Raw genomic sequence first — 12,576 nt, 5'->3', positions numbered from 1 at the left:
TTCAATGGACCAGTTGCTAACGAGGTCAACCTAGACGAAGCATCAACGTGAGTGGATGAATCGGCGAGGGCCTGAAACCATAGGACTCGTAAAACGCTGCGGCCTGGGAATCAATAGCATGGACGAGCATCGCCCGCACGCCAAGATCCTTCGCAACCGCACTAGTCCGGTTGACGGCGTCCTTCAGCAACGCAGCACCAAGCTGAATACCCTTCGCGTTTGTGTCCCGGGCGAGCCGACCGAGGACGACGACAGGTATCGGATCGGGCATATTTCTTCGCACGTTGCCTGTCGCCTCGGTGTGTGCGACCGCCCCGGCAGCGAGAGCGTAGTATCCATACACGCGACCCTCGCGATCGATCGTCACGAACACGCGGCTTGCGCCGCTCTCATGATTGGACAGCGCGCGTCGCTGCAGCCAGTGATCCAGTTCAGCTTTGCCGCACGAAAAACTGGCAACGTCGTGCTCCGCCATCAGCGGTTGCGGAGCAGAAAGCTTCAACGTCATTGGCTGCTCTCATCCCAAGGCGTTTTTACGTCCATCAGGCGTGCAAGACCAACGTTCGTCGACTTGGGTGCGTCCAAAAGCTCGGAGAACTGCTTGAATTTCTCCGTGTCCAGCCCGAAGAACGTTCGATCCAGAACTACCGCCTGTGCGCGTTCGCACGCGACTTCAAGCATGAAGTCAGAGCGATTCTTTCCAAGCAGGCTCGCGGCGTAGTCGATCAAATCGCGTTGCTCGGGGAGAGCGCGGAGATTGATAGGAGCGTCACGCATATTTCCTCCATATCGTGTACACAACAGATACACATTCTACGCAAACGTATATCTGTTGTCAATACGAATGATCGTAAGTCACTCGCCACCGCACGGCGCCGGCAAGGGTGGAAAACAAAAATATCGTGGTTGAACTGGCCCCGAAATTGACCTCGGAGGGTTTCCCCCGGTTCTGAGCGCCAGTACGAACGACGACCACCCTTGCCCGCCCGCCTACGACCAAAAAGCGCGCTTACGCGCCCTCCCCTGCCGCCTCAATCAACGCCAGCGACACATCCGCATCCCCGATCTTTTCAATCGCCAGCATCGCAAACCGCGCCAGAAACATCGGCGCATTCGCTTCACCCACCTGCGTCATCGTCTTGCACAGTTTCGTATAAACCGCATCGAGTTCTGCATCAGTCATCACGTTCTCCGTTCCTTTGAAGCCGTTCATCAGGCAAGCGCACGCGCGATCGCTGCATCGACATCGTCTGCGCGTGCATCGCGCCAGCGTCCGAGCACATGTCCATCCGGACGCACCAGATACACTGTTCCCGGCTTCGCGTCGTAGCGCTCGAAGATGCGCCCAGTGTGGTCCCATGCATGCACGCCTTGCGCCCGCGGATTCAATCTTGCACTCAAAGGCACGATCCTGAACGGCACGCCACGCTCGCGCATCGCTTGCGCCAGCGCCGCGAAATCACCCGACACCTCGCCTTCATCACTGAAACACAGCGCCGTAAAACGCCCACCGACCAGATCCGTCAGATGCGCCTCTCGCGCATGGCCGCCCTCTGCAATCGTCACGGGATACTCCGACAGCACAGCGCCCGGCACCGGCCCCGCCGCAAACGCATCGCGGTCTGCAACATTGAGCGGCGACTGCAGATAAGTAATCGCCGACGTCTGCCGCGGATTGATCAACGAGCGCACACCCGGATGCTTCACCGCAAGGCTCAACACCGCCTTGCGCATCAGATCGAAAGCGAACGACGGCGGCGCCATGAACTCGGTGCTCTTCGTGCCGTAGCTCAGGTTCTCGTGCGTCGCCGCCACGCGCTCATCCGAGTAACTGTCCAGCAACGCGTGAGAAGCCAGTCCCTTCACCACAAACGCCAGCTTCCACGCGATATTGTCGGCATCGTCGATACCCGAATTCGCGCCACGCACGCCGAAGATCGGCACCAGATGTGCGGCATCGCCCGCGAACATCACACGCCGATGACGATAGCGTTCGAGCGTCAACGCATTGGCCTTGTAGATCGTGATCCAGATCGGCGACCAGTCGCCCTTCTCGCCCATCATGTCGAGCAGGCTCTGCACGCGCGGCATCACGTTTTCAGGCTTCACGGCCTGCTCGGCGTCTTCGCCGTCGCGCAACTGATAGTCGATGCGCCACACGTTGTCCGGCTGCTTGTGCACCAGCACCGTCGATCCCGGATTCGACGAAGGATCGAAATACGCGAGCCGCTCCGTCGGCCGGTCGCTTTGCAGTTCGATATCGACGATCACGTAACGCCCTTCGTAACTCGTGCCCTGCAACTGCAAGCCGAGCGCTTCGCGGATCGTACTGCGGCCACCATCGGCGGCAACGACCCAATCGGTTTCGAGCGCGTAATCGCCATCCGGCGTGGACAGTTGCAACGTGGCGCCATCGGCGCGCGAATCGATCGACTTCACCCGCGTCTGCCAGCGTATATCGATCAGATCAGCACGCTTCTCAGCCGCGTCGAGCAGGAACTGTTCGATGTGATACTGCGCGAGGTTGACCATCGGCGGCAGCTTCTGGTTTTCGTCCTGCGGCATCGTGAAGTGCAACACTTCCGTCTCGCGATAGAAACTGCGTCCGCCCGTCCACGGCAAGCCCGTCTTCAGAAAGCCATCCACGGCGCCGAGCCGCTCGATGATTTCCAGGCTGCGGCGCGAAATGCAGATTGCGCGGCTGCCGTAACAGACGGAGTCGTCCGCTTCGATCAGCACGCAACGCACGCCATGATTCGCAAGACCGAGCGCCACGGCCAGCCCAACGGGCCCGCCGCCGACGATCGTCACCGCATGGCGCTGCGTCTCCACGCCGTTTGCGAGTTGCGGCACACGTGCGGCGTAATGCTTCGCCGTGAACGGATACGGTTTGAATTGCTTGTTCATCCAATGCTCCAGAACTTCAGATCGATACCTTCAGGCAAGCCGCGCGTTCGGCGTCTCGCGTTTATCCATCGGCAGCAGCGTCACGATGACGACGCCCACCACCATCAGCACCGCCGAATACAGCAGCCCTGCAGAGAAACTATGCGTCGCGTCCTTCAGCCAGCCGACGATCAGCGGATTGAGCGCCGAACTGATGTTGCCCGTCGCGTTGATCACGGCAATGCCGATGGCGCGGGCGCGGAAACTCAGTGCGTGGGCGGGCGTGGTCCAGAAAATCGACATCGCCGTGTACGATCCCGCCGACGCCAGGCACACGCCAAGCATGCGCAGCGCAGGGTTCGACGAGTATGCCGTGCACAGCCAGCCCGCAGCGGAGAACAGCATCGGAATCATCAGATGCCACTTGCGTTCCTGCTTGCGATCCGAGCGGCGTCCCCACCAGATCATCGCGACGATCGTGCAGATCTGCGGAATCGCGGCGAGCAGGCCAATCGTGCGATTGCTCGCGTCGGCGCTGAAGCTCTTCACGATCAGCGGCGTCCACACGGCCACCATCGCCAGCGTGTTCACGAGGCAGAAGTACGCAATCGCAAACTTCACGACAACCGGCGACAGCAGTTCGCTAACGATGCTTTTTGCAGCACTGGTTTGCGCATTCACGGTAGCGCCCTGCTTATGGTCGGCGGCAAGCGCTGCCGCCAGCGCGTGCTTGTCCGCATCGTCGAGCCAGCGCGCATGCTGCGGGCTGTCGTCGAGATACGCGTAGACGACAAGACCGAGAATCGCGGACGGCAAGCCTTCGAGCAGAAACAGCCATTGCCAGCCCTTCAATCCAAGCGTGCCGTCGAGTCCGAGAATGAAGCCCGACAACGCCGAGCCGACAGCCGCCGTCACGGGCATCGCGATCATGAACAACGCATTCGCACGCGCCCGGTATGCAGCCGGAAACCAGTAGGTCAGATACAGCAAAATGCCCGGCAGGAAGCCCGCTTCCGTCACACCGACCAGCAGACGCAGCACATACAGCGTGCCGGGGCTGGTCGCGAACATCGTCGCCGTCGACGCGAGTCCCCACGCGATCATGATCGTGCCGATCCATCTGCGTGCGCCGATGCGCGCCAGCACGATGTTGCCCGGAATCCCGAACGCAATGTAAGCGACGTAGAAGAGCGTGGTAGCGAGACCGAATTGCGTGCTGGTGAGTCCGAGATCCTTCATCATCGTCAGGCCGGCGAAGCCGATGTTGATGCGATCGAGGAACGAAAAGAAGAACAGCACAAACAGGAACCACAGCAGATGCCGCGAAACCTTGGCGATCACAGGCTGATCGTGCGTCTGGGGCGCGGCGGTGGCGGGCGTCGCATGCAGCGCCGTGGCTCGCGAAGAGGTGTCCATACCGTTGTCTCCGATGTTGTCGCTTTCTCATGCGCCAACAGCCCGATGCAAGCGCCTTGACGGACGGGTGGCGATGCGTCGCAGTATGGAGCGCGGCTCTCGGCCGCCTGTCCTCAATTTGGGTACAACTTGGGGCCGCTCGCGGCCTGGGGAAAACGCGGATAAGTCAGACCTTGCCCGGCCCGATGCACAGTGCGAACAGTTGTCGCTGGCTCGAAATGCCGAGCCTTCGGAATGCGCGCTTCTGATACGTGACGACACTCGTCGCCTTGATGCCCATCGTGTCGCCGATTTCCTGCGCGCTGAGTCCTTCGAGCACGCCCGTGAGCACGTCGAGCTCGCGCTTCGACAGTTCGGGACAGAGGCCGCGCACGCGTGCGAGCATCAAATGCGAGATCGCCATGTCGCGCTGTCCGCAGATCGCGTAGTGATGCCTGGCCGCGTGTGCGATCAGCGGCGCCATCGCTTCGATCAACGCAATCTCGCGTGGATGGTAGTTGCCGAAGCGCCGGTCGCGGTACAGATTCACTGAAAGCCAGATATCGGCCGTGGGCTGCACGAGCAGCGACACGCGGTCCGACACGTTCGGCTGCTGGTAGCACGCAGCGCGATACGCTTCGTTGAGGATGTCGTCGCTGGTCTGCTGATGCAGCACGAGGGTCGCGCCGGGCTTGTCGTTACGCGCCGACGAAACGATCTTCTGGTTGCCATCGAGCGCATAGAAATGTCGCGCATACGTATCCGCGACATCGCGCAGAAAACGCCCGCCGCGATGATCGGCGACTGAAACGGTACGCGGCCGGTTGCCGAATTCGTACGCGAAGATCGTGCACTGAGAGATCGCGGCGATGTCGCCGAGCAGTTTCAGCACTTCGGCGGCCAGCGCGTTCGAATCGTCGCTGCCAATCGACGACACGAGTCCCGTCGCGCGGCTGAGATCCAGCTGCCCTTGCGAAACGGGACGGTCGAGACGCCATGAACGCATGATGGAAGTGCGGCTTTGCGGCTTCGAAGCGCGAAAGTGAAGAACCGCATCATTCTAATCTGCGCAGCGATTGAGCATATTCGCTGACGCTGCGGCATCGGTAACGATGCCCATGCATCGGTCATTTTTGCGACTCACGCGAAAACATCGCACACCTTGGCGAACAGTCCCGCAAGCCCAGGCGAAATTGCCTACAGTGAAAAGCTCCAGCGTTCGTGCCGTCTTCATTCATGACGCGCGCGACTCGCGTGCCGCATCGCAACATCCTGTGGAGACTGAGATATGGCGACATGGAAACCCGATCCGACCTTTTATCCGTCCGCGCGCATGGCCGGCAGCGCGCCGAAGGAAACCGTCGCGTACGTGGCAAGCTTCGATCCGTCGCGCGAAACACCCGACGAACTCGCAGTCGTCGATGTCGATCCTGGCTCGGCGGAATATGGGCGCATCGTTGGCCGCGTGCCGATGCCGAACACGGGCGACGAACTGCATCATTTCGGCTGGAACGCCTGCAGTTCCTGTCTGTGTCCGAATGCGCCGCATCCGCATACGGAGCGCCGCTATCTCGTCGTGCCGGGACTGCGCTCGTCGCGCATCCATATCCTCGATACGAAGCCCGACAAACGTAATCCGCAGATCGTGCGCGTGCTCGAACCGGCGGAAGTCGCCGAGAAAGCCGGCTATACGCGGCCGCATACCGTGCACTGCGGGCCGGCGGGCATCTATGTGGTGTCGTTAGCGAATGCGCAGGGCGAAGCGCCCGGCGGCATCTTCCTGATGGATCACGAGACCTTCGATATTCGCGGCCAGTGGGAAATCGATCGCGGCCCGCAGGAACTCGCGTACGACGGCTGGTGGCATCTCGGTTACGACACGGTCGTGACCAGCGAATGGGGCTTGCCCGCAACGTTCGAAAACGGCCTCGTGCCCGAAGTGCTGCTCGGCGGGAAATACGGGCACCGGCTGCACTTCTGGGACATGAACACGCGCAAGCACAAACAGGTGGTCGATTTCGGCGCAGAGAACCAGCTTGTGTTCGAACTGCGTCCCGCACACGATCCAACCAAAGCCTACGGCTTCGTCAATTCGGTGATCAGCCTCAAGGACCTCTCTGCATCGATCTGGACGTGGTATCGCGACGGCGATCAGTGGGCGGCGCGCAAGATCATCGAGATTCCCGCCGAACCCGCCGATGCCTCGCTGCTTCCACCCATGCTGCAAGGCTTCGGTGCCGTGCCGCCGCTCGTCACGGATATCGCGCTGTCGCTCGACGATCGCTTCCTGTACGTATCGTGCTGGGGCACAGGCGATCTCCGGCAATACGACGTGTCCGATCCGATGAAGCCGGAATTGACGGGCACGGTGCGCATCGGCGGGATTGTCTCGCGCGCGACGCATCCGGCCGCGGGCGAGCGTCCGCTGAACGGCGGCCCGCAGATGGTCGAGGTGAGCCGCGACGGCAGCCGCGTGTACTTCACGAACTCGCTGTACGGCGTCATCGACGAGCAGTTCTACACCGATGGTCTCGACGGCTGGATGGTCAAGCTCGATGCCGGCAAAAACGGCGGGCTGAACGTGGCGAAGGATTTCTTCGTCGACTGGCCGAAATCGCATCGGCCGCATCAGATACGGCTCGAAGGCGGTGATGCGTCGTCGGATTCGTATTGCTATCCGTGAGCATGCAATGAACGGCGTGTGGGCAACGGTGATCGGCAGCGGGATTTTTCATGGCGTGAATCCCGCGATGGGCTGGCTGTTCGCAGCCGCACTCGGGCTTCAGCATCGCAGCCGCAAGGCCGTGCTGATGGCGCTGCCGCCGCTCGCGCTCGGGCACGCCGTCGCCGTGATGTTCGTGGCGACCTCCGCCGTCGCACTCGGCCTATTCACGCACGCCGAGCATCTGCGCCTGTACATGGGCGTTCTGCTGATCGCGTGGGCGGCGTATCACCATTTCTACGGACATCGGCGGCACGTGCGGGTCGGCATGACAGCGGGCTTCGTCGGACTCGCGCTGTGGTCGGCGGCCATGTCGACCATGCACGGCGCCGGGCTGATGCTGCTGCCCGCGCTGCTGCCGCTGTGTGGCGCCGGCGTGCCGCTCGGCAGTTCGCTCGAATCGGTTGGCCAGGTGACGGCCGTGCACACCGTCGTGACGCTCGTGACGGCCGGCGCGATCTCCCTCGCCGCCTATCAGTATCTCGGGCTTGGCATGCTGCGCCGTGGCTGGATCAATTTCGACTGGCTGTGGTGCGGCGCGCTCACCGTGACGGGTGTGCTGCTGATCGTCACCGGCTAGCCTCCTGTAACTGTCGCAATGGCTCCCGAATAGCCTCACCTTTGGCTACAATGCCGCGCGGGTTGCGAGGCAACTCACCGTTGCGCGGCTCCCGAATCGTCTCACCTCAAGCGCATGCGTGAGTCGATTTGCGACCAGCGAGCTCACCATTCCCGAAAACCTGCAGCCCCTTTCCCGGCGGTGAAGTCAGCGGTATGTCGCCAGACAACCAGCAAACGCCATCCTTCATATCAATTTCGTTATGGGGCGCATAACGGATTTCAATTTCGACCTCGTTATTGGCTTACGAATATCTTCGCTGACGTGACGCGGCGCAGCATTCGCGCGTCTTTCCCGCGTTTAACCTTTCCTCTGTCTCCGGAGATTTCATGAAAACAACAATGGCTCGCGTAGTCATGCGCTCGCTGCGCGTCCCGGCCACGCTTCTCGCCACGCTCGGCGCTGCGGCGGTGCTGAGCACGGCTGCCACGGCTGCTGAACCGCTGGGCGTCGCGTTCGTCTATCTCGGCAATCCCGGCGATGCCGGCTGGACCTACGCGCATGAACAGGGCGTGAAGGCGATCGAAGCCAAGTACGGCGACAAGATCAAGGTCACGCGTGTCGAGAACGTGCCGGAATCGGCGGATTCGGAGCGCGTGTTTCGCGATCTCGCCAGCAAGGGCAACAAGATCATCGTCGGCTCGAGCTTTGGCTTCCAGGACTTCGAGCTGAAGACGGCGAAGGATTATCCCGATGTCGTGTTCGAGCACGCGACGGGCTACAAGAAGGCCGCGAACTTCGCCACCTACGACGTGCGCACGTATCAGAGCGCGTATCTCGCGGGACTGGTGGGAGGCTACACGACAAAGACGAACACGCTGGGCTTCGTCGCGTCCGTGCCCGTGCCGGAAGTGGTGCGCAACATCAACGCGTTCACGATGGGCGCGCGCTCGGTGAATCCGAATGCGAAGGTGAAGGTGGTGTGGATCAACAGCTGGTTCGATCCGGGCAAGGAGAAGCAGGCGGCCGAAACGCTGATCGGTCAGGGCGCCGACGTGCTGATCCAGAACACCGATTCGACCGCGACGATGCAAACCGCCGAACAGAAGAAAGTGCACGCATTCGGCTGGGATTCCGACATGAAGCAGTTCGGCCCGAATGCACAACTGGGTGCATGCGTGAGCTACTGGGGCGTCTACTATTCGCATCTGATCGATCAGGAGCAGTCGGGCAAGTGGACCAACGCGCCGACATGGTGGGGCCTCAAGGAAAAGGCCATCGATCTCGCGAGCATCAACACGCAAGCCGTCTCGCCGACCGCGCAAAAAGCGGTCGCGCAAAAGCGTGACGCCATCATCGCGGGCAAGTTCGATCCGTTTGCCGGGCCGATCATGGATCAGGGCGGCGTCATCAAGGTGGCGGCTGGCAAGTCGCTGTCGGATGCGGATCTGCTGCGCCTGAACTGGTTCGTGCAGGGCGTGGACGGATCGCTGCCAAAGTAAGCGAAAACGCAAACGCAAAAGGAGGAGACACAGTTTGAGCCTGACCACTTCACCGCAACACGACGCGTCGGCGTTCCCCGAACAGGGGCTCGCGCCGACGCGCGAACAGATCGTGCGCCATCTGCGCCGCGCGAGCCTCGTCGCGGAACGCGCGACGCTGATGGGCCATCATCCGTTCGGCGCGATACTCGTCGGCCCGGATCAGGAGACCGTGCTGATCGAGCAAGGCAACGTCGATACCGTCAATCACGCGGAGTCGGTGCTGGCGCGCATCGCGGCGCTCAACTTCACGCCGCAGTATCTGTGGAGCTGCACACTCTATACGACCGTCGAGCCGTGCTGCATGTGTGCAGGCACAGCGTATTGGGCAAACATCGGCCGCGTGGTGTTCGGCATGACTGAGGAGCGCCTGTTGCAGGCTACAGGCAATCATGCGGAAAATCCGACCATGAGCGTGTCGTCACGCTATGTGTTCGATCATTGTCAGAAGCGCGTCGAACTGATCGGACCCATTGAAGAAGTCGAAGAAGAAATCATGCAGGTACAGCACGCATTCTGGGCTTCGCGTTCGAACTGAATCACGCGTCACCGTGCGTTGACTTTTCGCAATGCAGAAGTGGGGCATTCGGCGCCTATACTCGGCTCCGTTACTGGCCCACTCTCACGACCATGAACGCCCGAGTCTTGCTCACACCGTTGTGCGTCGTCACGCTCACGTACCATGTCATCGCGCAGGCCGTCGAGCGTCCGGTTGCAACCGACGCGCCTGCCATGACGTATCGCAGTCCCCTTCAGCAGAACTTCGATAATTACAAAGCTGCGCCACCCAAAGACACCTCGGATCTCGACAGGCGTTGCAGAGAACTCATGCACGAGTATGTCGAATCGTTCAGGCCTCCAGAGCAGGATCGGAAAAACGCGGTCGCACCGAGACTTCTCGGCAACAACGGCGAGCCGGAAACCACATTGCAAAATTATTTTCAGCGACAGCAGGCCGAAAAGGCGTATCGTGCAGCCCGGTGTGACTAATCGGCCTAATTGTTAAGTGCATTTCGTGCACCACCGCAACAATCTGTTCTTCCCGACATAGCTATTCATAGACATATTCGCCCACTACCATTCGCGTTCAATCAGAGGCGGCGTCATTGCGTCGCACTCTCTAGCGAAACGATTACGCGAAGGTCATCGATTGCCTATGACGTCCCACGCTCCATCCCAAGGCGCCAGCAAGCCGCTGCGCTACAGCCGTACGGCCATTGCACTGCACTGGCTGATTGCGCTGCTGATCATCTGCGGCTTCTATCTCGGCTGGATCATGACGGACATTCCGGGCTTCACGCCGACCAAGCTCAAGTACGTGTCGTGGCACAAATGGATCGGCGTCACGGTCTTCGTGCTCGCGGTGCTGCGCGTGATCTGGCGTGCCACGCACGCCGCACCGTCGATGCCCGCTGAGATGCCCGTATGGCAAAAAGCCGCCGCACGCGCGACGCATGATCTGCTCTACATGCTGATGTTCGCCATTCCGCTGACCGGCTACTTCTTCAGCTCGGCGGCGGGCGTGCAGGTCGTCTATCTCGGCGTGCTGCCGCTGCCTACGGTCATCGGTCCCGATCAGGCGCTGAAGGCGGTCTTGCGCACCACGCATATCGCGCTGAACTACACGCTGCTCGTGCTCGTCGCGATGCATGTGCTGGCCGCGCTCAAGCATCACTTCGTCGAACGCGACGGGCTGCTGGCACGCATGATTCCCTTCCTCAAATGAGCGCGCATGCCGGGCGCTCACACGTTGAACCTACGCAGGATCATCGAATGAACATGAAGAACGTTTCTTATCGCCGCGTGCTGACAGGTGCAGCCGCCGTTATGTTTGCCTTCGCGCTGCCCGCGTTCGCACAGGTCGATGCGAGCAAGAGCACGGTCGTCGCGACCTCGAAGCAGATGAATGTGCCCGTCGACGGCACCTTCAAGAAGTTCACTGCGCAACTGACGTTCGATCCCGCCAAGCCGACGGCAGGCAGCGCGAACCTGTCCATCGACACGGGCAGCTACGATCTCGGCGACCCCGAATACAACAAGCAGGTACGCGGCAAGGAATGGTTCGACAGCGCGACGTTCCCGAACGCGACGTTCGTTTCATCGGCCATCGCGCCCGCGGGCGGCAGCCAGTACAAGGTGACGGGCAAGCTGACCATCAAGGGCAAATCGCAGATTGTCACAGTGCCCGTTTCGATCACGCAGCAGGGCGCGACGCAGACCTTCGACGGGTCGCTGCCGATCAAGCGCACGGCCTACGACATCGGCACGGGCGAATGGAAAGACACGTCGGTCGTGGCTGACGATGTCGTCATCAAGTTTCACATCGTCGCCGCGAAGCATTGAGCGCGCGGGGCACACTCATCCATCCAGGAGAATAACTTGAAGAAGCAACTGTTGATCGCAGCGGGCGCACTGATCGCGGGCATGTCGTTCAATGCAATGGCAGCCGACACGTACCAGCTCGATCCGAACCATACGTACCCGAGCTTCGAAGCCGATCACTTCGGCGGCATCTCGGTGTGGCGCGGCAAGTTCAAGAAGTCGAGCGGCACGGTGACGCTCGATCGCGCAGCGAAGACGGGCACGGTCGACGTGACGATCGATACGACGTCGATCGACACGGGTAACGACAAGCTCGACAAGCATCTGCAAACGCCTGAGTTCTTCGACGCAGCGAAGTACCCGACGGCGACCTACAAGGGCACGCAGATCCGTTTCGACGGCGACACGCCGGTTGAAGTGATCGGCACGCTGACGCTGCATGGCGTGACGAAGCCGGTGAACCTGAAGATCGATTCGTTCAAGTGCTTTATCAACCCGATGCTGAAGCGCGAAGTGTGCGGCACGGAATCGACGGCAACGTTCGACCGCGCTGATTTCGGCATGGACTGGGGCAAGTCGTATGGCTTCAACACCAAGACGGTGTTGCATATCCAGGCTGAAGGCGTGAAGCAGTAAGCCTTTCGGATCGGGGCCGCCTTCGGGCGGCCTTTTTTCTTTGCGCTGAAATTCAGGTCCCGAAAACCCTCACCTATCGCATCCTTTAGCTGCACTGGGTGAGCGAACATCACTCTGATCTGTTCACCGCTACTCCCCGTACTCGGAATACTTGCGCGAATTCCCGCGCACCTTATCCACGGGATACTTGGCCCGATTCAACTCGATCTTCTCGAGCACGGCTGCATAAAGATCGACATCGAGCCGATCGGCAAGTATCACCAGATAGGCGAGTACATCGGCCATTTCATGGCGAACGGCCGTGAGCTTCCCGTCAGCGAGTTCACTCTTTTCGCCCGACTGCAGCCATTGAAACGGCTCCAGTAGTTCGCTGGCTTCGACGCTCAAGGCCGTAGCGAGATTCTTCGGCGAATGAAACTGCGACCAGTCGCGCTCGGCGACGAACTGCCGCAACAGATCACGCACCACCAGCAGATCGCTGCTGCGTTCCTTCTCCATACGACACTCCAGATAAC

15 protein-coding genes are annotated in these 12,576 nt (G+C 60.8%); 8 read left to right on the top strand and 7 right to left on the bottom strand.

The genetic code is table 11. The annotated features are described in order from the left end of the window. Positions 1-25: 25 nt before the first annotated feature. The 6 genes from DK391_RS03045 to DK391_RS03020 form a co-directional block, all read right to left on the bottom strand. Positions 26-508 (bottom strand): GNAT family N-acetyltransferase, encoded by a 483-nt coding sequence (locus DK391_RS03045; RefSeq protein WP_109476517.1) that lies wholly within the window; start codon positions 506-508, stop codon positions 26-28. After that, positions 505-777, bottom strand: coding sequence for a DUF1778 domain-containing protein (locus tag DK391_RS03040; RefSeq protein WP_109476516.1), 273 nt, complete (start codon positions 775-777; stop codon positions 505-507). Before DK391_RS03040 ends, DK391_RS03045 begins: the two co-directional genes overlap by 4 nt. A 232-nt stretch (positions 778-1,009) precedes the next feature. Next, the gene (locus DK391_RS03035) at positions 1,010-1,213 is read right to left on the bottom strand and encodes a hypothetical protein (RefSeq protein WP_109476515.1); all 204 of its coding nucleotides are present in this window, start codon (positions 1,211-1,213) and stop codon (positions 1,010-1,012) included. Beyond that, positions 1,213-2,907, bottom strand: coding sequence for an FAD-dependent oxidoreductase (locus DK391_RS03030; protein WP_109476514.1), 1,695 nt, complete (start codon positions 2,905-2,907; stop codon positions 1,213-1,215). Before DK391_RS03030 ends, DK391_RS03035 begins: the two co-directional genes overlap by 1 nt. A gap of 30 nt (positions 2,908-2,937) precedes the next feature. Beyond that, positions 2,938-4,302: an MFS transporter gene (locus DK391_RS03025; protein ID WP_109476513.1), complete on the bottom strand. Its 1,365-nt coding sequence runs from the start codon at positions 4,300-4,302 to the stop codon at positions 2,938-2,940. A gap of 166 nt (positions 4,303-4,468) precedes the next feature. Continuing rightward, positions 4,469-5,287, bottom strand: a complete 819-nt coding sequence (locus DK391_RS03020) for a helix-turn-helix transcriptional regulator (protein WP_109476512.1) — start codon at positions 5,285-5,287, stop codon at positions 4,469-4,471. 282 nt (positions 5,288-5,569) lie between these two features. Here DK391_RS03020 and DK391_RS03015 point away from each other — a divergent pair, with 282 nt between their 5' ends. From DK391_RS03015 to DK391_RS02980, 8 genes are all read left to right on the top strand, one after another. Beyond that, entirely contained in the window at positions 5,570-6,964 is a 1,395-nt protein-coding gene (locus tag DK391_RS03015) for a selenium-binding family protein (RefSeq protein WP_109476511.1), read from the top strand. A gap of 7 nt (positions 6,965-6,971) precedes the next feature. Then, positions 6,972-7,583: a hypothetical protein gene (locus DK391_RS03010; RefSeq protein WP_109476510.1), complete on the top strand. Its 612-nt coding sequence runs from the start codon at positions 6,972-6,974 to the stop codon at positions 7,581-7,583. A gap of 368 nt (positions 7,584-7,951) precedes the next feature. After that, positions 7,952-9,064 (top strand): BMP family ABC transporter substrate-binding protein, encoded by a 1,113-nt coding sequence (locus DK391_RS03005; protein WP_109476509.1) that lies wholly within the window; start codon positions 7,952-7,954, stop codon positions 9,062-9,064. A 34-nt stretch (positions 9,065-9,098) separates the two neighbouring features. After that, the gene (locus DK391_RS03000; RefSeq protein WP_109476508.1) at positions 9,099-9,641 is read left to right on the top strand and encodes a nucleoside deaminase; all 543 of its coding nucleotides are present in this window, start codon (positions 9,099-9,101) and stop codon (positions 9,639-9,641) included. Positions 9,642-9,748: 107 nt separating this feature from the next. Then, entirely contained in the window at positions 9,749-10,093 is a 345-nt protein-coding gene (locus DK391_RS02995) for a hypothetical protein (protein WP_109476507.1), read from the top strand. 166 nt (positions 10,094-10,259) lie between these two features. After that, on the top strand, positions 10,260-10,829 hold the full coding sequence (locus DK391_RS02990; RefSeq protein WP_109476506.1) for a cytochrome b: 570 nt from the start codon (positions 10,260-10,262) through the stop codon (positions 10,827-10,829). Positions 10,830-10,930: 101 nt separating this feature from the next. Then, a complete protein-coding gene (locus tag DK391_RS02985; RefSeq protein ID WP_109476619.1) occupies positions 10,931-11,446 on the top strand; it encodes a YceI family protein in 516 nt (171 codons plus the stop codon). A gap of 36 nt (positions 11,447-11,482) precedes the next feature. Next, positions 11,483-12,061 (top strand): YceI family protein, encoded by a 579-nt coding sequence (locus DK391_RS02980; RefSeq protein ID WP_109476505.1) that lies wholly within the window; start codon positions 11,483-11,485, stop codon positions 12,059-12,061. Between the two features lie 129 nt (positions 12,062-12,190). Here the strand turns inward: DK391_RS02980 and DK391_RS02975 are convergent, their stop codons facing one another. Continuing rightward, entirely contained in the window at positions 12,191-12,559 is a 369-nt protein-coding gene (locus DK391_RS02975) for a nucleotide pyrophosphohydrolase (RefSeq protein ID WP_109476504.1), read from the bottom strand. Positions 12,560-12,576: the final 17 nt, after the last annotated feature.

Source organism: Paraburkholderia sp. C35, from assembly GCF_003121405.1.
Classification (GTDB): domain Bacteria; phylum Pseudomonadota; class Gammaproteobacteria; order Burkholderiales; family Burkholderiaceae; genus Paraburkholderia.
This window is presented reverse-complemented; position numbering and strand designations above follow the sequence as displayed.